Origin of the sequence: Breznakibacter xylanolyticus, assembly GCF_003254275.1 — a bacterium.
Classification (GTDB): Bacteria; Bacteroidota; Bacteroidia; order Bacteroidales; family Marinilabiliaceae; genus Breznakibacter; species Breznakibacter xylanolyticus.
On the sequence record NZ_QKZK01000004.1, the window covers coordinates 193,036 to 214,371 of the forward strand.

Consider the following 21,336-nt stretch of genomic DNA (forward strand, 5'->3'; position numbering starts at 1 on the left):
AATTAATCTAAAAAAGCTGTCAATGGGCTTGTGGCATGTGCCTTGTTTGAGATGCCCGGGAGACCGGCTTCGTAGGCTCGTCGTCCGCTTTCGACAGCCATTTTAAAGGCTTCGGCCATGGCCACGGGGTTTGCAGCGGCGGCGATGGCGGTGTTCACCAGCACAGCGTCGGCACCCATTTCCATGGCATCGGCAGCGTGCGAGGGGCGTCCGATGCCGGCATCCACCACCACCGGGATGTTGGATTGCTCAATGATGATGCGCAGAAACTCGCGTGTGATGAGGCCACTGTTGCTGCCAATGGGGGCTCCCAGGGGCATCACCACGGCTGCCCCGGCTTCTTCGAGGCGTTTGCACAGCACCGGGTCGGCGTGGATGTATGGCATCACCACAAAACCCTGTTTCACCAGTTCTTCGGTGGCTTTGAGGGTCTCCACGGGATCGGGCATCAGGTAGCGGGCGTCGGGGTGTATTTCCAGTTTCACCCAATTGGTGTGCAGCGCTTCACGCGCCATTTGAGCGGCAAATACGGCTTCTTTGGCTGTGCGCACGCCCGACGTGTTGGGCAACAAGTTGACGCCCGGCAGGTTGAGATGATCCAGCAAATCGTCGTGTGGGGTGTCCAAATCGACCCGTTTGAGTGCAACGGTCACCAGTTCACTGCCGCTATGGGCAATGGCATCGGCCATTAGGGCGTTGGAGCTGAATTTTCCTGTGCCTGTAAACAGGCGTGAATGGAAGGTTTTTCCTGCAATGACAAGTGGTTTCATACGTCAATATTTTATTGCTCGCAAAGAGCTGTTTGATTGGTTGAATGGATTTGTTGGATGAGGTAGGTTGTGATGGCTTGTGGGTTGGCATGTGATGCGATGATGCCCGATATCGCAAGGCCTGTCACCCCGGTACCCATTAATGCCGTCACATCTTCGGGAACAATACCCCCAATGGCTGTGACGGGTAACGTATATCCCATGCGGCGGAACTGTGCCATCAGGCGCACGTAACCGTCCAGTCCCAACACGGGGCTGAGGTTTTGCTTGGTGGTGGTGAACCGAAAGGGCCCCAGACCGATGTAATCGGCACCCTCGGTGGCCAGGTGTATCATGTCGTTGAGCGTGTTGGCGGTGCCGCCAATGATGGCATCGTTGCCCATCAAGGCTCGTGCCCGGCTCACCGGCATATCGTTTTTCCCCAGATGCACCCCATGGGCGTTGCATGCCATGGCAATTTCCGGCGAATCATTGATGATGCACACTGCATCAACATTCCGGCAAAGGCTTACCAGTTGTGAGCCAATGGTTACTCGTTGTTGATTAGTTCCTTCTTTTAGACGCAGTTGCACCCATCTGCCACCTCCATGCAAAAATGCGTTGGTGGTGGTTATGATGTCTTCTGCATTGCCTTGTGCAGTAATCAGCATCAAGGGTTCATATCGTTTCATCTGTCTATAATTAGCCCCCTCATCCCCCAACGAGGGACTTTGGATTTGTTTCGTCATTCTTTTCACTGTGCTTATCCGATAACTCGTTTGAGTTATCGGTGTTTTTATTTGAACACAGGTTATAGTATTCGGTAGGATCTTTTATCCTCGAATTGTGGTTCTACTATATAACTTTTTTGAGTTATCTGCTTTGTTATTTAAACGCAATGCGTTAAAATTAACTCAGCGCCTTTGAGTCTCTGCGTTTATTTTGACTTTGATTTTCAATTCACGAATTAGGCGGTTTGAGTAGAAAAATGGTGGTACTCTTGCACTGTTGCACTTTTGTACTACTGCACTCTAATCATATTCCTATGTGTCTTCAATCTGAATTATGGAAGTTTCTAAAGTTCGATTTGCGAGTGATATCCCAGCATCTGTGGTGCAGATTGCAGGAAACCCTCGACATATTGTTTGGCCATGCGGCATGAGTCGGTCAGCGACAACCCTTTTGCCAGATTTGCTGTGATGGCAGCCGACAGAACGCATCCACTTCCATGCTTGGCGGTGTTGGTTTCAAAACGTTTGCCGGGGAGCTCAACAATGTCATTGCTCATCACCAGCAGGTCGTTGGCATGATTCACAGCGTGACCCCCTTTCAGCAGAATGGCACCCCATCCCTGTTTGTGAATCTGTTGTTGCAAAGCAACCGTGTTGCTGCTTTGGTCGCCAAACAGGATTTTCGCTTCCGGAAGGTTGGGTGTTACAAGGGTGACCTGCTTCAACAACTCGTGTAACAGCGATTCGGTTATTTGTTGATGAAAGGTAAATCCGGCAGAAGCCTTCAATACCGGATCCCATATCACCGAAGCCTTAGGGTGTGCCGAATGCAGTTCGCTAATCACCCCGAGCATCGTTTCCATATCGGGCATGATGCCGAATTTGAGGGCTTTTACAGGGTATGTTTCCAGTAAGGGGCGCAGTTGCGAAGAAATCATTGCTGCATCGCACCACTGCAGCGAGTGAAAGCGATGATGTGTTTGGATGGTCATGGCCGAGCAGATGCCCATGCCGGTGGTACCGCCCATCTCGAAGGTCTTAATGTCGGCAGCCAATCCCGCGCCTGCGCAAGGATCCCAGCCTCCCACCGATATCACCACAGGTCTCATTGGTTCCATGCCGCTTTAATTTGATTTAATTGGTTGGCCGATGCTGCTGCATCCAGCCCCCGGTCGGTTATCACCCAGGCACTTCCCAGTAACGCCATGCCCTTAAAGCCCAATTGGCGTGCCATTGGTGCTGTTTGCACTGATACCCCGCCCAGTGCTAAAATTGGCGTTGTCGATGAGGTTGTCATCAGGTATTGTTTGAGTTCATCGTTGTTGAAGGCTGCTTCATAACCCTGTTTGGAGATGCTGTTGAACACAGGACTCAAAAACAGATAATTGCATTTGCCGATGCAGTGTGTTGCTTCAACCATTGTGTGACAACTCACGCTCACGCGATGTTCATTGGAGACGATGGCCGGCATGTCACGGTAGGAGTAATGCATCCCTCCCAATGCAAACCGGTGCCCCAATGGGTGATGATAATGCACACAAAGCCGTTGATGGTACTGTCCGTCCACTTGTCCGATCAGCTGTGCCACCTTTTCGGCGTCCCAATCGGGCTTGCGGATGTGAACCACATCGGCACCGGCATCCAGCAATGCTTCGATGGTTGCTGCTTCGCCCGCAATGCAATGAGGGTGAGTGATGATGACGGTCAGTGGGGTTGACATGGGTTGGTATACGTTTTTGTGTATCGGGTTCGTAATGCCTATAATTTAATGGGACTCGGAGTGTTTTTCAATCGCTGTGTTCGAAAGTCATCGCGTTTTTTCGCTATGACTGACTGATACTTTTTCGCACGTCGCGGTTGGCACGCATGCTGCAAAAGTGTTCGCCACACATGCTGCAAAAGTGTGATGTTTTGTTGTCCTCGTCGGGCAGGGTTGCGTCGTGAAATGCATAAGCTGTGTCCGGATCGAGTGCCAGGTGGAACTGGTCACGCCATCTGAACTCAAAACGAGCCTTACTCATGGCATGGTCACGCAAAATGGCACCGGGGTGTCCCTTGGCAATGTCAGCGGCGTGGGCGGCTGTTTTAAAAGTCACCACGCCTGTTTTCACGTCGTCGCGATTGGGCAATCCCAAGTGTTCCTTCGGGGTGACATAACAAAGCATCGAGGCACCCTGCATGGCAATCATGGCGCCTCCAATGGCCGAGGTGATGTGGTCGTAGCCGGGGGCAATGTCGGTCACCAGGGGGCCAAGGGTGTAAAAGGGCGCATCGAAGCAGTGCTTGAGCTCCATCTCCATATTTTCGGTAATCAGGTGCATGGGTACGTGACCCGGGCCTTCAATCATCACCTGAACGTGTTTGTCCCATGCTTTTTGCGTCAATAAGCCAAGTGTTTTCAGTTCGCCAAATTGGGCCGCATCGTTGGCGTCGGCCTGTGAACCGGGACGCAGGCCATCGCCCAGCGAAACGCCCACGTCGTAAGCGGCCAGGATGTCGCATATCTCATCGAAATGGGTAAACAGAAAGTTCTCTTGTTGGTGCACGGTGCACCATTTGGCCATGATGGCTCCACCGCGCGACACAATGCCTGTGACGCGTTTCACCGTGTGGGGGATGTGCTCGCGCAGCAGCCCTGCATGGATGGTAAAATAATCGACTCCCTGTTCGGCCTGTTCAATGAGTGTGTCGCGATAAATGTCCCACGACAACGCTTCCACTTTGCCGTTGACTTTTTCCAAAGCCTGATAAAGCGGCACGCTGCCGATGGGCACCGGTGAGTTGCGCAAAATCCATTCGCGGGTTTCGTGAATGTTGCTGCCGGTGCTTAAATCCATCACGGTATCGGCTCCCCATCGGATGGCCCAAATGGATTTTTCAACTTCGCTGTGAATGTCGGATGTGGTTGGGCTGTTGCCAATATTGGCGTTGATTTTCACCAAAAATTTCCGGCCGATGATCATGGGTTCGCACTCGGGGTGGTTGATGTTTGCCGGAATGATGGCTCGCCCGGCTGCCACTTCGCAACGCACCATTTCGGGGGTGATGCCCATGAGGCTCTCGCCGCCATTGAGTTCCATGCGTTGGTTCTCGCGGATGGCTACATATTCCATTTCGGGAGTGATGATACCCTGGCGGGCGTACCACATTTGCGTGACCGGATGATCTTTGGCCTTGCGCGGCGTGCGGCACACGTGACCAAAACGAAGCTCGTCGAGCGTGGCATCGTTGAGACGCTTGCGTCCGTATTCTGAACTGAGGCCGGGAAGGGTTGCAGTGTCCTTGCGATCGTCAATCCATTGCTGGCGAATGCGTGGCAGCCCCAGGGTGAGATCGACGGTTTGGCTTTCGTCACCAAATGGCCCCGACGTGTCATAAACCGTGAATGTGTCCGGATTGTTGACGGGGCAGCTGCCGGTGGATAATACGATTTCGCGCATGCCCACTCGCATGGAGTTCTGGCTGCCATCGACATAAACTTTGCGCGACCCGCGAATGGGCTCGCCTTTAATTTTGTATTGCATGTGTCATTGGTTTTTTGTGGATGAAATAAGTGGGTGCAGATTTCCCTTAGCCCCCCCGGGTGGCCGAGATGACCATGATGTTGTCGTTTTCGGCCAGCAGATGGCTGTCCCATTGCTGGCGAGGAACTATTTGAGCATTCACGGCCACGGCAATGCCCTGCATGGGAATGTTGCGTTGGGCAATGAGTTCGGCCAGCGTGGCCACTTGCGTGTGACTTTCTTGTTGATTGATGATCAGGCGCATGTTTTTTATTGTTACGGGTGATCTGTTCGGCGCTTATAATGACATTGGGAGATCATTGAAGCCATTCATGCAATGGCATCATTTTTCCCGACGTGCTTCAAAAGCAGCGAAACCATTTGTTGACAACAAAAAACAGGGATACAAGAAAGAGAAGAAAAAATCCAGACTTCCTACGCCGGTATTACCCGGATCAGGTTTTAGGGTATGATCTCAGCCCGTGTTTTAAGGCACCCCTGTCAAAATGTTGTGATGACAAAAGTAGAAAAAAATGAAAAACAATGTCTTTTATGACATTGTTTTTGTTGTCATGGATGGGCAATCTGAAGTGATTCAGGCTCATCACTCTTTTATTTAAGCACTCTCCTTCGCTATTTCTTCGCGTTTGCTTCGACTCTGCTCTGAGTCATCTCTGAGTTAACTCCGACTCATATCTGACTTTTAATCGTACCCATATCGTTTTTTTGGCGACTCTGAATTTAAGAAGTCCCGAATAAGTTGTGTGAATGGTACGAAGCAGGAGTGGAGGATGCTGTAAACAAGAATAGAATGCCATGCCGATTGAAGAAACTTTATATCGTGAGAAATATTCTTGACTGATATGATATAATGATATACTTTTGAGGTATAAAATGATAGTGTAATGAAAACGGTATCATTAAAAATTGACGATTCAATTTTTGTCGAGACAGAGAACATTCTATCCCGGATTAAGATTTCAAGAAACCGATATATTAACGAAGCTATTGAATCTTATAATAAGCTTCAGCGCAGACAATTGTTAGAAAAACGACTTAAATGCGATTCTGATTTGGTTAAAAATGAATCTGTCAACGTATTGCATGATTTTGAAAAGATAGATTATATCGATTAAGCAATACGAAATATGTATTGCAGATTTAAATCCTCAGATTGGGACTGAACCTGGTAAAACACGACCTGTATTGGTTTTGCAAACTGATTTATTAAATAAAATACCGCACCCATCAACGATTATTTGTCCCATTACCACAAATGTCGAAAAAGATGCTGATATTCTGAGAGTTCATTTAAAAAAGGGGATGGCTAATTAAAATGAAGATTGTGATGTTATGATTGACCAATTACGGGCGATAGATAATACACGACTGATTAAAAAGATTGGTGAATTGCCTTCGGCTTTGATTGATAAAGTGAAAGAAAATGTTTTGATAACCCTTGATTTAGAATAAATCAATCATAACGGCTTGACACGTTTTATTAATATTTGCCGGTAGTTACGGGTTGTCGCTGACATCAATTTCTGAAGGGCTTGATATGGTATTCAACCCTTATTGGCATTATGAACCACATACATCAAAGCCCCTTTGCCGTATAAGCAAAGAGGCTTGTTCTCACTTTACGTCTTAATTATTCCGGCGTAAATTCAATGGACAAATCAATCACAATATCGACCTGGGCATTGACGAATCCGTTGACCGGCGTCATCACGCCGTTGAGTGCCACGCGCACTTCGGTTGCACCTGCCGGAACCGCATTGGTGGCTACGTCAAAAAGCATGTCGCGTAACTGATTGACCCCCTCGCTGTCGAGATATTCGTGCAAATTGACTGTTTGCGATGTTTTATTTAGCTCAATGGTTACATCATCGGCAAGGTTAAAGTCAATGCCGTCCCAATCGGTCAAAATAAGGTCGGCCGATGTGGAGGTAGCTGTGGTTACCGGGTAATCAATCTGCGTGTTGAGCAAAATATTTAAATAGAGACCTTCAATCATTACATCGGTGACGCGACCCTCTGCATCCAGGTCGTTGATTGAATTTTTGATTTCGGTCACATTGTAGATGCCTGTTTCAGAATAACTGCCCTGGTGGTGAATGTACTCGGTTGTCGATTCCGACATTGATGGGTACAATTTCACATCTTTCAAATCGCACGATGGCATCATCATCCATGCGACGACCAAAGGGATTAATATTTTTTTCATTTGTTTGTGTTTTAGCCCCCTAAATCCCCCATGGGGGACTTAGGGTTTACTTTTTTATCTTGGCACTTTTTCTCTCTCGCACGCTTACTTTACTCCCCAATGCCTATCCCCATACCCACCGAAAAGGTGCTTTGGCTGGCCAGGTTGTAATCGCCGTGCAGTTTTACAGGTCCCAGGTTCAAACCCAAACCGAGTGTCATGCGCACGCTGTTCGATGGTGTGAGGTCAAACCGGATATCCTGTGTTTTGCCCGCTGCATCTTCAAATTCATAGGCAATGTCCATGCTGCCGCTTTCGTAACCTACCCCCCCGTAGAAGGTTAAGAATGGGATGGAATAGCTTGTTTGCAGGCTGATGAGGTTGGATGCGGCATCCATGTAGTCGCCAATTTTGAAGGTTTGATGGTAGTAACCCACTGTCAGGTTGATTGGCAGAGGCAGATATTGGTCAATGCTGTGGCGAATACCCCAGCCAAACAGGTCGATATCGCCCACGTCATCAAACTGACTGGTAGTGAAGTAACGTAGCGTCAGGTCGGTGCCAAAAACCGAGCCGATGGTGAGCTGAGGAGTGGCCAGGGGAACCCAGTCCAGGTCGAGACCGCCGGGGAACACATAGGTCAATCCCGATTGAGAGTCTGTGACCTTTTTTCCTTCGGTGGAGCCAAACACCGTGGGCACATCATTGACTGTGGTTGAGGGGAAGAAATCACCCTGGGTAGAGGCAGTCATGGTTTTTTTGTCCGACCCGATGGGCGCCATTTGTGTTTCGAGACCCAAGTAGATTTGGAAGCCCATTTTTTTCAATCGGGCATTGTGAAAGAGGCCGCTGTTGAGGTTGGCCGAGAAGGCATCTGCAAAAGGTTGCAAGTAGTTTGAACCGTTTTCGGAGGTATATTTCGAAAGCAGCTCTTCAACATCCTGCGCAGATGACCGGAGAGACATTGCCATCAGCCCGATCATCATGATGGGTAGTAAGAGTATTTTCATTTTCATGGTCATACATTATTAGGTCATGCACAGTTCCTAAGGTATGACGTGAATGGGGGTCCGGTCAAGTTTTTTTGATGAGATTGATTATCGTTGAAGTATCAAGATGCTGGATCTGATCTCGTTTAGAGGATGTTGTTTTAATGACGTTTAGTTAAACAGATGAACGGATCTGTGATGACTTTTAGGTCAGTCAAGGAATTTACCGATCACTGTTTGTGCGATATGTTAGAGCTAAAAATGCTATGTAAAAAATAATTCATACCCTGTGATTTCATTTTTACGCAAGCAATGCTATTATAGGCCCCATAGGGCCAAATATCGGTAGCAATAAGGGGATCGTTTACCTCTCGCCCCTATCGGGGCGAAAGATGGTTTGCTGACCTTCTTCTACCGGGCTTTGGTGCCCAAAGGCTTCATAGAAAAAGCTCGAGAGGTCAATTTCAACATGGTTTTGAGACATGAGAATTGGTTGAAATGATAGCAAATCACTGACTAAATTTACTTCTCGTTAGCCTCGAAAGTAAATGCTTTGGTATATGGTGGATTAACGTTAACGTCAATGTCTGTTGGAAGTTAATAACGTTACACCGGTTTTAGCAATTCATCTTTGAGCTTCAAATATTTGCGGGTGAAATGAAAGCCGTTTTGCGATTCACGTAAATCGAATCCAAAGGCTCTTTTGCTCACGGCGATGATGGGTGGCGCCTGTATGCGCTTGAAGATGTTGATTTTGTAGAGACGCCATTTGTGTTCCAGGTCGTTGATGAATGCGGTGGCGTTTTTAAAATAAAGGTCGATGATGGCCTGGTCGCAGCGAATCACTTGCGCAAGGGTGCCATTGTGGTAGTAGCGAAGGATGTCCTCGGGGTCGAGGCGGAACTCTACAAATGCCCGCACCAGTTTGTCGTGATAGGGGTAGAGGATGGGGTCACCTTTGCCCTCGTCCACATTTTGGTCGGCGCTCAGTTCGGCCGATGCCGGGATGTCGAAGATGGTTTGCGGGATGATTTCTCGCTCGCGGTTGATGTAGCGCCCCAGAGCGTACACCTCCGTTTTGTAAAGATCGGCAATGGGAGCCAGAGCTCCGTTTACGTCGCCGTAAAGGGTGGCATAACCCAGGGCTGTTTCGGTTTTGTTGCCGTTGTTTACAAATACGGCGCCCAGTGCCGATGCCACGCCGGCCAGGATGCGGCTTCCGCGATCGCGGGCCTGTATGTTTTCTTTGTTGAGGGGCGAGAGCGACACGTGTTCACGGGCATCGGAACCGTTCATGCGGGTAAATACGGCACCATCAATCTGCTCGATGGTGTGATCCACAGCATGCTGAATAGGGATGGAGGTGTAGTGGATGCCCAGGTTTTGCGCCAGTTGTAGGGCCGCGTTTCGGGTGGTTTGCGAGTTGAACCGCGAGGGCATGTTGATGGCGTAGATGTTTTCAGCTCCCAGGGCGGCTGTCAGCAGCGATACGCTCAGCGCCGAGTCGATGCCCCCGCTCAGTCCGATGGCCACTTTACGCGATGGGAAGGGCGCCATGAACTTGCGGATGCCATACACTAAGCCGTTGTATAACTCTTCGATGTCCTTTTGGTCACTCACGGTTGGCGCGTTGACGGTTGCATGTTTGTCGTTCATGATGTCTACGCGGATGGTCTGCTCGGTATAATCGTCGGCTACCTTCATGATGGTGCCGTCGGGGTGGTACACCGTTGAGTTCCCGTCGAAGAGGAAGATGTTTTTTCCGTTGTTTTGGATGCCCACGTTGTTGGCGTATATCAAGTGTACGGGGTGATGGCGGATGCGGTCTTTCACCACCGAGTGACGTTTGAGGTTTTTGCGCCACGTCCATGGCGAACAGGATAGGTTGATGATAATATCGGCATCCTTCGCTAAAAGAATTTCAATGGGATTGATGGTATAATCATCGCTCCACATGTCTTCACACAGGATGATGCCCAGGCGCAACACTTTTTCGTTGATGGTGACCTCAACGGGGTTGATAAAGTCATTGGCCGGTTTTTCGGCATCTTGCGCCAATTTGCGTGAGGCGTAAAAATGACGTTCATCGTCGAACTCACGGTATTTTGGCATCAATGTTTTGATGACGGGAGTCGACACCATGCGACCATTTTGAGCCACAAAGGCAGCATTATATTTGCGAATGCGCCCGTCTTCGCTGCGTCGGGTATCATCCAGGGCAATGTTGCCCCAAATGGCCACGATGCCGGTGGTGGCAGCGCAGATGTCGAGGTTATAAGCCTGGCAGTCGGCCACAAAGGCACCATTCTCCCATTCGTCGCCCAGCAGGTAGCCGGGCACAGCCATTTCGGGAAAGACAATTACCTGGTCGCCTGCCTGGCGGGCTTTCTCTATTTCGTGAATGATTTTTTTCACGTTCAGGTCGGGACGACCCGCAACGACATCTATCTGGGCAACGGCAATTTTCATAAGCAACGATTTATTGTGATGGCAAAAGTAGTCATGCCAATCGTTAGTTCAAACCTTCGATGTTTCAAAAACCTCGAAGGTTGAGCCCACTCCTCCACTTCTCCACTTCTCCACTCCTCCACTCCTCCACTCCTCCACTCCTCCACTTTTCCACTCTTTTACTCTTCCACTCATGAACTCTTGCACTTTTTTCTCTCATGCCATAGGGGTTTTTTCACTTATAATTGTCCATCATACACGAACATTTTCTATCTTCGTAAAATCGAAAAAGGAGTAAGGCGACACTAAGCGCAGTGGCGGTGTAAAATTTTAAACCACAATTATATATCAAGATGAGAAAGCAAACAATTTTAGCGGCCGGCCTGGCTTTGGTGTTGGCAGCATGCGGCACGTCGGGTCAGAGCGACGGTTCCGACAAGGTGGAACGCATCCCACGTGTGGAGGCTCTGCTCAAGCAGATGACCCTCGAAGAAAAAGTAGGTCAAATGGCTCAGGTGACCCTCGATGTGGTTACGGTTGGCAATGGCCCCTTTCATACCGAAGAACCCATGCGTCTCGACACGGCATTGTTGCGTAAGGCATTGGTCGATTACAAACTGGGCTCCATCCTTAACACTGCCGGCGCCAAGGCACGCACCCGTGAGGAGTGGTTCACCGTCATCAACCAAATTCAGGAGATGGCCATGAAGGAAACCCGACTGGGCATTCCGGTGCTTTATGGGGTAGATGCCATTCACGGCGTGACCTATACGGCGGGTTCGACACTCTTTCCCCAACAAATTGGTCAGGCAGCCACGTGGAACCGTGAAATTGTGCGCGAAGGTGGTGCCATCACTGCATACGAAACCCGTGCTTCCTGCACCCCCTGGACTTTTTCGCCGGTGCTCGACATGGGACGTGATGCCCGTTTTCCTCGCATGTGGGAGTCGTTTGGCGAGGACGTGTATCTCTCGTCACAAATGGCTCATGAAATTGTAAAAGGCTACGAAGGTGATGCCAATCAGCTCGATGATCCCAATCGTATCGCATCGTGTATCAAGCACTTCCTGGGATACTCAGTTCCCGAGTCGGGTAAAGACCGCACGCCGGCTTTGATTCCCGAAATTGAATTGCTCGAGCGTCATGTGCCTCCCTTTGCTCAGGCCATACGTTCGGGTGCTCAAACCCTGATGGTCAACTCGGGCTTAATCAATGGTGTACCCGTGCATTGTAACTACGATATTCTCACCAAATTGCTGAAGGTCGATTTGGGTTTCACCGGGTTGGTGGTGACCGACTGGAAAGACATCGAGAACATTCATACCCGCGACCGGGTGGCCGCTTCGCAAAAAGAGGCTGTGAAACTCTGTATCAATGCCGGTATCGACATGTCGATGATTCCTTACAATTTCGATTTTTGTGATTACCTGATCGAGTTGGTGAACGAGGGAGAAGTGTCCATGGCACGCATCGACGATGCTGTGCGCCGCATTCTTAATGTGAAACACAAATTGGGCTTGTTTGAGCGTCCCGTGACACACTACGATCAGTATCCTGATTTTGGCTCCGAGAAATTCGCGGCAGTTGCCCGCAAAGCGGCCACGGAATCCATCACATTGTTGAAAAATGAGGAAAACGTATTGCCTCTTCCTAAGAATGCCAAAGTATTGGTGACAGGTCCCAACGCCAACTCCATGCGCACGCTCAACGGCGGTTGGAGCTACTCATGGCAGGGCGACCGCGTGGAAGAGTTCGCGGCCGATTATTCAACCATCCTCGAAGCGCTTGAGAGCAAAGTGGGTAAAGATCACGTGATGCACGTTCCCGGTGTTGAATACAACCATTCAGGAAAATATTGGGAAGATGTGGTGGTGGACATCCCGGCGGTGGTGCGTGCTGCCGCCAAAGCTGATTACGTGCTGATGTGTATTGGCGAGAACAGCTATTGCGAGAAACCGGGTGACTTGCACGATCTCTCATTGTCCGAAAACCAAACAGCCCTGGCACGTGCCTTGATTGCCACCGGCAAGCCTGTGATCATGATTCTTAACGAAGGGCGTCCCCGCATTGTGCGCACGCTGGTTCCCGGTTGTAAAGGGGTGTTGCAGACTTATCTGCCCGGAAACTATGGTGGTTTGGCTTTGGCCGACATTCTTTATGGGGATGCCAACCCCAGCGGTAAGCTGCCTTACACATATCCCATGTTTGTGAACACGTTAGTGACCTACGACCACAAGCCTTCCGAAAATCAGGCAAAAATGCAGGGTATGTACGACTATGAGTCGGATTTTGCCGTGCAGTGGCCTTTTGGTCATGGCTTGAGCTACACTACCTTCACTTACAGCGACCTCCGGTTGTCGTCAAAACAGTTGACTGCCAACGACTCCATCGTGGTGTCGGTAACGGTAAAAAACACCGGCAATCGCGAGGGAATGGAAGTGGTGCAGCTTTACACCTCCGATATGTATGCCTCCATCACGCCCGACGTGCGTCGCCTGCGAGGGTTCCAAAAAGTATCGCTGCAACCCGACGAGGCCAAAGAGGTGCAGTTCACCCTCAAGGCTTCTGACTTGTCGTTTATCAACGCCAAATTGCAACGCGACACCGAGCCCGGCGAGTTTGAAGTGCAGGTGGGTGGATTTGTTGAGAAATTTGAGTTTCAATAATTCCATTTGTTTTTAAACGCAAATACGCAGAGGCGCAGAGTTTTTTCTGTTGAGTATTTGTGATACAATGTTGTTTAGTTAAGCCCCAATGGGGCACCAGCATTAGCGCAGGGATTTGTAGCAAACGAGCTCAAGGCCTGAAGGGGCGTAAGCTTATGCCCCTTCAGGGCTCTAAGATTGAGGTTGCATTCATCGTTGGGCGATGCCCAACGCTACTGCTTATCGCCCTTTTAGGGCTTAACTTAACGACATTGATTTGTGATAAATAAAAACCCCGAGACGGAAGTCTCGGGGTTTTTTAATTGGATTTAAGCCGTTGGTGCTCAACCTTGCATCATCAATAATTTTCCTCAGCCACCTCGAAATACGCTTTGGGGTGCAAACAGGCGGGACAGTTTTCCAGGGCTTTTTCGCCTTCGTGAATGTAACCGCACTTGCGGCACTTCCAACGTACTTTTTCCGATTTGCGGAACACGCTGTCGTTTTCGATGTTTTGGCGCAGCTTGCGGTAGCGATTTTCGTGCTCGGCTTCTACTTTGGCAATGAGGGTAAAGGCCACGGCCACCTTGGTGAATCCTTCCTGTTTGGCCACTTCGGCAAAGTGGGGGTACAGGTCGGCCCACTCTTCGTGTTCGCCATCGGCAGCTGCCTGCAGGTTCTCGAGGGTGGTGCCGATTTTACCGGCGGGGTACGAGGCGGTGATTTCGGTCATGCCCCCTTCCAAAAATTCGAAGAAACGTTTGGCGTGCTGGCGCTCCTGGTCGGCTGTTTCTTGAAAGATGGCCGCAATTTGCTCGTAGCCCTCTTCTTTGGCCACTTTGGCAAAAAACTCGTAGCGGTTGCGGGCCTGTGATTCACCGGCAAAGGCCTTCAGCAGGTTCTGCTCGGTCTGCGTTCCTTTGATACTTTTTTCCATGTTACGTTTCGTTTTTGTGAGTGATTTATATTGGTTTTTTCTTTTCTCGTTTTCGGCTCACTAAAATAGGGATTTTAGGTGTTTATTACCGATTAGATGGTGACTTGGAGGCGTATTTGGAATTGGTCTGAGTAAGGATGCTGGGGCAGGGGCAAAAAAAAAAGCATCCCGGGGGATGCCTTTTTTGAGTTAATTTTGAGTTAATTACTTTTCAACGGTTTTGATTAAGATAGTAATATAACCTTCATTTGTTTCTGCAGAAATATCATTTATTTCGATAATAGCTTTTTCACCAGTAGAAGTCTGCATTGCAACAATATCTCCTTTTACCAAATTGTTTTCTTTAACGCTAGTTCCGATTAAGAAAGCCTCATTAAATTTTGTTTCATTAGTAATAGTGCTGAACATAACCCCTGAAAGTTTCTTAAGATTAGTAGCATTTTTAGTCTTCCAATTTTTGATTGCTCCATCAAACATTGTTTGAGTATCTGAATCAGAAGGAGCCCCCAATGTAGCTTTATTAGTTGTACCATAAAAATAAACTAAGTCTATTTTGGGTGAATCCGTTCCTGCTTCAGTTACTTTATAAACTTTATCTTCTGAAAGAGAATAAAAGCTACCATAAGTAGCGTTTTTATCTGCACCAACTAAGTGAGCAACAGAAGTTTTGATCCCTTTTAAGGGGTTGATTGTGATAGTAAATGCTTCTTTGTTGCCATCTTTGTCTTCGATTGATAATGTAAGAACAATGATTGCAGACCCCATTGTTTTGGTATCGTGAATGTAAGCAAATCCTTCTTTGTCTTTGATTTCTATGGCTTCAGTTTTTTCAGCACCGGTGCCTTCTTTGAATGTGATTGTTGCTTTTTCAAGTTTTTCAGAGCCCATAATGAAATCTACTTTAAATTTCATTTCAGAACCCTTTTCTACTGCGACTTCTGAAGTGGTAACCGGATTGTAATTTCGTCCTCCATCTTCACTTAAGCTAATTACCATAGATGGACCAGTTGCATTTTCATCATCGCTTGAGCAGCTCGTAAACGTAAACGCCGAGGCCACGAAAAGGCCCATAAGTAAGTAATTCAGTTTTTTCATGTTCAGAAAATTTAATAAATAATTAGTAATTAAGATATAACATTAAAAAATATCCCTATCAAAAAGAACGATGCAAAAGTATGACAAAACATTTCTTCGGCAAATGAATTCGAGTTTTTAATAAACTTTAGCAATTTGAGCGTTTCACCCGTTGATGACGCCATTGTGTCCCCCAAGGTTGCGTCACACGATGCAAACATAGGGCGTTTTTTTCAAAATTGCCCCCCCCGTTTGGGTGGTTTAAGCCCCCAATCCCCCAAAGGGAGAATTTGGTGTGGTTTCGTCATTTATGCAGGTGGATTTTTTGCACTTTTTTATTGTGTACTGTTTTTCTGTCCTCAAAATATTTGGTCATGTGTTTTGAATGGTTTGTTTCATTTGATGAGAAGATGTTTTTTGGCTCTATTTTGATTTGTATGGGTAATCATAAGTATCAATTCACTTAGGCCAATATTTCGTGCCCTCAAGCCGGGCGGGCTCTTACTTTTTGGCTACAGCCCCAAAAAGTAAGCAAAAAAGGCCGCCGCTGACGTAAAATGGCTAAAAATCATAGGCCTTCGCTAAAATCTGCGAACTCGCAAGCTCAAACAGCGCATATTTTTTAACGCTCAGGCCTATGATTTTTTTAACGCCATTTTCCGAAGGCGGCTTAGTTACCTTGATTGATTTCGTGCTTTCATATTTTGTTTACCCACAGGATACGACATAGAGTCTGTTTTTTTAATGGCAAGCAAGGTGCGACAATCAAATATCAGACCACAAAACACCATTTTTTAATAATTGTTCTATCAATGTCAAGTTTGGTTTGATGCAAATGACGTTAAAACGCCATTAGACAGATGTTTAACTTCGTGTTTTTATTTGTATCGAGTGGGTGACTTCACAATGAAATCACTGCTAAGGCATCGCTAGGCATCTTTATAATATTCTGTTAAATATATCTATTACAGGTTTAAGAGACTGTTAGCTTCAGACTCTCTTTCACACCTCGTTTGATGTGGGCACATATAAAGATGAACGGCAGAGGGCGAATTGCCATGTCCCAATTTCTTTTTTATTATTTTTGCAAACGCTGAAAAAAATCAATGTCATGGCATTCCCGCAAACGAATATTCAACCTGCTGTCATCCAGTCGCCGGCTCCGTCGGTGAGTGTTCAGGGCGCCGGGGTTGAAGTGGATCGCCATGTGGTGATGGATACCCAGGTTGTTGCAGTTCCTCGTCGTGTGAGAGTGCCCAAAAAGGTTGTTGAGGCTGTCATCACGCACGACGATTCGGTTCGTCTCAACCTGAAGCCGGTTTTTCCGTCGCACGACGATATTTTCCGTGCCAATGTGCTCACGCAGTCGCTGCACCCGAGTGATGGTGTGTCGAATGCTTCCGATTCTGTCTTTGTACAATTGCCTGTCGACAGCCTTCAGGCGCAGGGCAAAGTGGCCGATACGGTGAAGTTGAGCTCCGAAAAGGGCGAACCGCATTTGTCCATGAAGTCGAAGGTGCTGTTGCCATCGCATTTCAATGCCGAGTTGGGGTGGATGCTGCCCGTGCTCATCGGACTGGTGGCCGTGACGGGATGGCTGCGCATTGCTTCGGGGAAGTTTTTTCGCGAGATGTTTCAGGCCGTTTTTTACCATACGGCAGCCGAGAATCTTTATAAAATCACCCATTTCCGCAAGAGTTTTTGGTCGGCAGGGCTCAATTTTCTTTTTGTGCTCAACCTTGCACTTTTTGTCTTCGAGGTGATGGTGCATTTTCAGGCACGCCCCGGCGGATTGCACGGTGCAGTGATATGGGGCATTCTTGCGGGTAGTTTGTTGATGCTGTTTTGGATCAAAAATGGCATTTATCGTTTGTTGGGTTGGGTATTCAATACCCGCGAGGAGACCGGCGAATTTTTGTTTCAGGTGAATCTGCTCAACAAGGCTTTTGGCATCATGTTGTTGCCTTTTTTGGTGGTGATTCCGTATGTACATCCTCAGTTTGAATTGATATTGATAGGGGCTGGATTTGTGTTGTTTGCGACAATGTATTTGGTTCAACTGGGTCAGGGGGCGAAAATAATTTTGCGTCAACCCCTTTCGCTTTTTTATATGATTTTGTATCTTTGTGCCCTTGAAATCCTGCCCATTGTTGTCCTGCTGAAAGTGGTGACGCTTCAATCGGCACGATGACGAGTGGTATTGGTTCCGTTGAATTAAAATATTTGCGTTTTGAAGATTAAGAAAATTTTGGTTTCACAACCAAAACCCACCGCAGCCAAAGACCCTTACTTTGAGCTGGCCGAGAAAAACAACATCAAGATCGATTTTCGTCCCTTTATTCAGGTCGAAGGGGTGAGCGCAAAGGATTTCCGTGCTCAAAAAGTCAACATCATTGACCACACCGCGGTTATTTTTACCAGCCGCACGGCCATCGATCATTTCTTTCGCATTACCGAGGAGTTGCGCCTGACAGTGCCCGACGAGATGAAATATTTCTGCATTTCAGAAGCCACGGCTCACTATCTGCAAAAGTATATCGTGTACCGCAAGCGTAAGATTTTCCACTCTACCGGTCGTTTCCCCGACTTGGTTGATGTGCTCAAAAAGCACAAGGAAGAGAAGTTCCTGGTGCCGCTGTCGGACATTCACAAGCAGGAGATTCCTGATTTGATGGTGAAGCATAAATTGGTTCATACCAATGCGATTTTCTATCGCACGGTGAGCAGCGACTTGAGCGACATCAACGAGATTGATTATGACATTTTGGTGTTTTTCAGTCCATCGGGCATCACATCGCTGTTTCAGAACTTCCCAGACTTTCAACAGAAAGACATTAAAATTGCTTCGTTTGGTCCGGCCACCGCACAGGCGGTGATTGATGCGGGTTTGCGTCTGGACATTCAGGCACCCATGCCCCAGGCACCATCTATGACCATGGCATTGGAGCAGTTCATCAAAACACACAACAAGGCTTCTAAATAATGGCCTAAAACATAACGAAAAACCCTTCGTGCTTTCGGGCGGAAGGGTTTTTTGTTTTAAATAGAGTTTTTAATGAACACGGAGTCAAAATAAACGCTGAGGCGCAAAGGGGCTTAGTTAATTTTTAACGCATTGCGTTTAAATAACAAAGCAGATAACTCAAAAGAGTTATATCGTATTTTTTAATGAACGCAGTGTCACAGCGTATTTGAAGTTGTGTTGTGCGTTTGTAACGATTTGCGTTTATTTTATGTAATCTTTAACCTGTATTCTCTCTAATTCTCATAATCCATGCCCCATACCTTCCGTAAAGCCGAGCGACTACACAGCCGCACCACCATCACCCAACTGTTTGAGCAGGGCAGTGGATGGGGTAAGTATCCGTTTCGTGTGGTGTGGATGCTGTTGACCGAACTCAAAGGGGCACCGGTGGAGGTGATGATGAGCGTTTCGAAAAAGAAGTTCAAACGCGCCAACAAGCGGAATCTCCTGCGTCGCCGTATGAAGGAAGCCTGGCGATTGAACAACTCCCCGTTGAAGTTGTTTTTAGAAGAGAACCATTTGCGAGTGGCCTGTGCCATTATTTATCTTCCTTCGGAGGAGTTGACTTATAGCGACATTGAGAAGGGAATGAAGAAAAATATGGAACGGCTGATGGACGAAATTAAGGCTGCTTTAAGCCCAACCGGGGTTTGAAGTGAGATATGGTAAGAACCTGTGAGGGAAATAATCTCTGTGTCCCTACTATATAACTCTTTTGAGTTATGTGTGTTGTTATTAAACGCATGGCGTAACAAAATTACTCGCGCCTTCGCGCCTTTGCGTTTATTCTGACTCAGTGTTACCTCTTCTTCCTCAGTGTAACGAACGAAGAACTGACGATGAGTTGCAGTGAGATAAGATGAGAACCGGTGAGGGGAAGTAACCTCCGTGTAACTCTGTTTTTACTCTGTGTAACTCAGTGAAATTTCTAAACACAAGTATTGTTTTAAGAACTGATAAGCCACATTGCTGCGTGATTCTGTTTTCGATATAACCTTGTGTGAAAGGCAACTTAAATGTGTTAATGAGCTTTCAATTCACCATTATGATTGATTTATGCATTTATTTCTAACGATTTTGCGTAAGGCATTGGTTTGGCTTCTGATTCTTCCGGTGCGGTTTTACCAGATGGTGATTTCGCCAATGAGCGGACCATCGTGTCGTTATACCCCCACGTGTTCGGCCTATGCCGTTGAGGCACTCAAGAAACATGGTCCCCTTAAAGGGCTTTGGCTCTCGGTGAAGCGCATCCTGAGCTGTCATCCCTGGGGCGGGCATGGTTATGACCCGGTTCCCTGAAGGGGTGTATCAGTGGATGCGTTGAAGCGTTTAATTTTGCGTCAGCCCGGGTTTTTCAGAAAAATGAGGCGATGTTGAACATCTGTAAGTGAGGTTTGTTAAAAAGTAGTATCATACTATAAATGATTGACATGGATATCATCATCATTTCGCTGGCTGCTTTTTTGACAGCTATCCTGACTTTTTTCTCCGGCTTTGGCCTTGGAACCATCCTGGCACCTGTGTTTGCCATTTTTTTCCCCATCGATGTGGCCATTGCCCTGACCGGGGTGGTACATTTTACCAACAATTTGTTTAAAATAGCCCTGGTTGGCAAGCACATGAATAAAGGGGTGTTGCTGCGATTTGGTGCACCGGCCATTTTGGCTGCCTTTGTGGGTGCCTGGGTGTTGATGCAAATCACCGAGATGCCCACGCTTTTTAGTTATTCAATGGGCAGTCGACTGTTTGAGGTCACGCCCGTGAAGTTGATTGTGGCGTTAATTTTAATTGTTTTTTCGGTGCTCGAAATACTTCCGGCTGTGCAAAAGGTTCAGTTTGGGCGCGATAAGCTGATGATTGGAGGGGCTTTGAGTGGATTTTTTGGGGGCCTCACCGGTTTGCAGGGCGCCATTCGCAGTGCTTTTTTGCTAAAGAGTGGTCTCTCAAAGGAGGCTTATATTGCCACGGGCGTGGTGATTGCGTGTCTGGTCGATTTCACGCGATTATCGGTTTATGCATCGCGATTTTCGCAGGCCAACCTGCTCGAAAATGTTCCGTTGCTGGTATCGGCCACGTTGTCGGCCATCGTTGGGGCATACGTGGGCAGTAAGTTGCTTAAAAAGGTGACGCTGCGTGTGATTCAGTTGATGGTGGCTGTGATGCTCATTGCCATTTCACTGGCGTTGGGTGCCGGGTTGATTTAGTTCAGATGAGCGTATCAAGATGCAAGACAACGAATTTGATTCATCATTGGAAACGACAGTCTTTGTTTCTCCCGTGGTTCGGATGTGACCGTCATGAATGTTTGATGTGTAATTAATTTAGGTGTGGGCTCTATTTTGAGTTTTTTGTCCACGAATTACACGAATTTGGAGTCAATGTCGTTAAGTTAAGAGAAGAAGACGCAAGATTGTGAGACAGATGATGAGATAAGGAAAGATATTTAGATCTGTCTTCTTCGTCTTCGAGACTATTCATGGAACTGTGTCTGCAATATATAAATATTAATTTTGCAGACAATGAAAGACAAACCAGATTTCAGTTACGAAGACTTTGAACGGGAAGCGATCAAGGGACTTTATGAGAAAAAGAATTTCATGGGTGAGAACGGTGTTTTCACCCCTCTGATCAAGCATTTTTTAGAAAAGGCATTGGCCCTAGAGCTTGAACAACACCTTAAACAGGAGGGCGGAAACAAACGAAATGGGCTTACGACCAAAACAGTAAAAAGCTCTACCGGAGAGTTTGAATTAACAACCCCTCGAGACAGAAACAATACGTTTGTGCCCGAAATTGTGGCTAAGCGTCAGGTTGTGCTTGACGATGACCTGTGCGAAAAAGTACTCTCGATGTATGGGAAGGGGATGAGTTATAACGACATCAAAGCGTTTCTGTATGAGATTTACGCATTGACTTTATCTCCGGCCCAGATGAGCGAGATTACCGATAAAATTATCCCGGAACTGGAACAGTGGCAGGCACGTCCATTAGAACCGGTTTATTCGATTGTTTGGTTTGATGCAATCCAT

At 47.5% G+C, this 21,336-nt stretch carries 18 protein-coding genes, 1 pseudogene and 1 riboswitch; of the genes and pseudogenes, 8 read left to right on the forward strand and 11 right to left on the reverse strand.

The window, feature by feature from the left end:
* Window positions 1-2: 2 nt before the first annotated feature.
* From LX69_RS03835 to thiS, 6 genes are all read right to left on the reverse strand, one after another.
* Window positions 3-770: a thiazole synthase gene (locus LX69_RS03835; RefSeq protein WP_111444497.1), complete on the reverse strand. Its 768-nt coding sequence runs from the start codon at window positions 768-770 to the stop codon at window positions 3-5.
* An 11-nt stretch (window positions 771-781) separates the two neighbouring features.
* Window positions 782-1,441, reverse strand: coding sequence for a thiamine phosphate synthase (locus LX69_RS03840; RefSeq protein ID WP_221621265.1), 660 nt, complete (start codon window positions 1,439-1,441; stop codon window positions 782-784).
* 383 nt (window positions 1,442-1,824) lie between these two features.
* A complete protein-coding gene (locus LX69_RS03845) occupies window positions 1,825-2,598 on the reverse strand; it encodes a hydroxymethylpyrimidine/phosphomethylpyrimidine kinase (protein ID WP_111444498.1) in 774 nt (257 codons plus the stop codon).
* Window positions 2,586-3,200 (reverse strand): thiamine phosphate synthase, encoded by a 615-nt coding sequence (locus tag LX69_RS03850; RefSeq protein ID WP_111444499.1) that lies wholly within the window; start codon window positions 3,198-3,200, stop codon window positions 2,586-2,588. The genes LX69_RS03845 and LX69_RS03850 overlap by 13 nt, the downstream gene beginning before the upstream one ends.
* A gap of 103 nt (window positions 3,201-3,303) precedes the next feature.
* Window positions 3,304-5,004 (reverse strand): phosphomethylpyrimidine synthase ThiC, encoded by a 1,701-nt coding sequence (gene thiC / locus LX69_RS03855; RefSeq protein WP_111444500.1) that lies wholly within the window; start codon window positions 5,002-5,004, stop codon window positions 3,304-3,306.
* Window positions 5,005-5,050: 46 nt separating this feature from the next.
* Complete coding sequence (gene thiS, locus LX69_RS03860; protein ID WP_111444501.1) at window positions 5,051-5,248, reverse strand: sulfur carrier protein ThiS; 198 nt, start codon at window positions 5,246-5,248, stop codon at window positions 5,051-5,053.
* Between the two features lie 150 nt (window positions 5,249-5,398).
* A riboswitch (TPP riboswitch) is annotated at window positions 5,399-5,493 on the reverse strand.
* Between the two features lie 636 nt (window positions 5,494-6,129).
* On the opposite strand from thiS, the pseudogene LX69_RS03870 reads away from it, so the two are divergent.
* A pseudogene (locus LX69_RS03870) lies at window positions 6,130-6,456 on the forward strand (type II toxin-antitoxin system PemK/MazF family toxin).
* A gap of 178 nt (window positions 6,457-6,634) precedes the next feature.
* On the opposite strand, the gene LX69_RS03875 reads toward LX69_RS03870, so the two are convergent.
* The 3 genes from LX69_RS03875 to nadE all read right to left on the reverse strand — a co-directional run bounded on the left by LX69_RS03875 (window position 6,635) and on the right by nadE (window position 10,647).
* The gene (locus tag LX69_RS03875) at window positions 6,635-7,210 is read right to left on the reverse strand and encodes a hypothetical protein (protein ID WP_111444503.1); all 576 of its coding nucleotides are present in this window, start codon (window positions 7,208-7,210) and stop codon (window positions 6,635-6,637) included.
* A gap of 89 nt (window positions 7,211-7,299) precedes the next feature.
* On the reverse strand, window positions 7,300-8,205 hold the full coding sequence (locus tag LX69_RS03880; RefSeq protein WP_146260632.1) for a DUF6588 family protein: 906 nt from the start codon (window positions 8,203-8,205) through the stop codon (window positions 7,300-7,302).
* Window positions 8,206-8,784: 579 nt separating this feature from the next.
* Window positions 8,785-10,647: an NAD(+) synthase gene (gene nadE / locus LX69_RS03885; protein WP_111444505.1), complete on the reverse strand. Its 1,863-nt coding sequence runs from the start codon at window positions 10,645-10,647 to the stop codon at window positions 8,785-8,787.
* Between the two features lie 332 nt (window positions 10,648-10,979).
* Here nadE and LX69_RS03890 point away from each other — a divergent pair, with 332 nt between their 5' ends.
* Window positions 10,980-13,292: a glycoside hydrolase family 3 N-terminal domain-containing protein gene (locus tag LX69_RS03890; RefSeq protein ID WP_111444506.1), complete on the forward strand. Its 2,313-nt coding sequence runs from the start codon at window positions 10,980-10,982 to the stop codon at window positions 13,290-13,292.
* Window positions 13,293-13,629: 337 nt separating this feature from the next.
* Here LX69_RS03890 and rbr read toward each other — a convergent pair whose 3' ends face one another.
* Both rbr and LX69_RS03900 read right to left on the reverse strand, forming a co-directional pair.
* Complete coding sequence (rbr, locus tag LX69_RS03895) at window positions 13,630-14,208, reverse strand: rubrerythrin (protein WP_111444507.1); 579 nt, start codon at window positions 14,206-14,208, stop codon at window positions 13,630-13,632.
* Window positions 14,209-14,412: 204 nt separating this feature from the next.
* Window positions 14,413-15,303 carry a hypothetical protein gene (locus LX69_RS03900; protein ID WP_146260633.1) on the reverse strand — a complete coding sequence of 297 codons (891 nt, stop codon included), beginning with the start codon at window positions 15,301-15,303 and terminating at the stop codon, window positions 14,413-14,415.
* 1,090 nt (window positions 15,304-16,393) lie between these two features.
* Here LX69_RS03900 and LX69_RS03905 point away from each other — a divergent pair.
* The 6 genes from LX69_RS03905 to LX69_RS03930 form a co-directional block, all read left to right on the forward strand.
* Window positions 16,394-17,473 (forward strand): DUF4271 domain-containing protein, encoded by a 1,080-nt coding sequence (locus LX69_RS03905; RefSeq protein ID WP_111444509.1) that lies wholly within the window; start codon window positions 16,394-16,396, stop codon window positions 17,471-17,473.
* Between the two features lie 39 nt (window positions 17,474-17,512).
* On the forward strand, window positions 17,513-18,265 hold the full coding sequence (locus LX69_RS03910; protein ID WP_111444510.1) for a uroporphyrinogen-III synthase: 753 nt from the start codon (window positions 17,513-17,515) through the stop codon (window positions 18,263-18,265).
* 291 nt (window positions 18,266-18,556) lie between these two features.
* Window positions 18,557-18,961 carry a ribonuclease P protein component gene (locus LX69_RS03915; RefSeq protein WP_111444511.1) on the forward strand — a complete coding sequence of 135 codons (405 nt, stop codon included), beginning with the start codon at window positions 18,557-18,559 and terminating at the stop codon, window positions 18,959-18,961.
* A gap of 402 nt (window positions 18,962-19,363) precedes the next feature.
* Window positions 19,364-19,606 (forward strand): membrane protein insertion efficiency factor YidD, encoded by a 243-nt coding sequence (gene yidD, locus LX69_RS03920; protein ID WP_221621266.1) that lies wholly within the window; start codon window positions 19,364-19,366, stop codon window positions 19,604-19,606.
* 131 nt (window positions 19,607-19,737) lie between these two features.
* Window positions 19,738-20,511 (forward strand): sulfite exporter TauE/SafE family protein, encoded by a 774-nt coding sequence (locus LX69_RS03925; protein WP_111444524.1) that lies wholly within the window; start codon window positions 19,738-19,740, stop codon window positions 20,509-20,511.
* A 315-nt stretch (window positions 20,512-20,826) separates the two neighbouring features.
* Window positions 20,827-21,336 (forward strand): transposase (locus LX69_RS03930; RefSeq protein ID WP_185741695.1); only part of this gene is annotated, 510 nt, incomplete at its 3' end.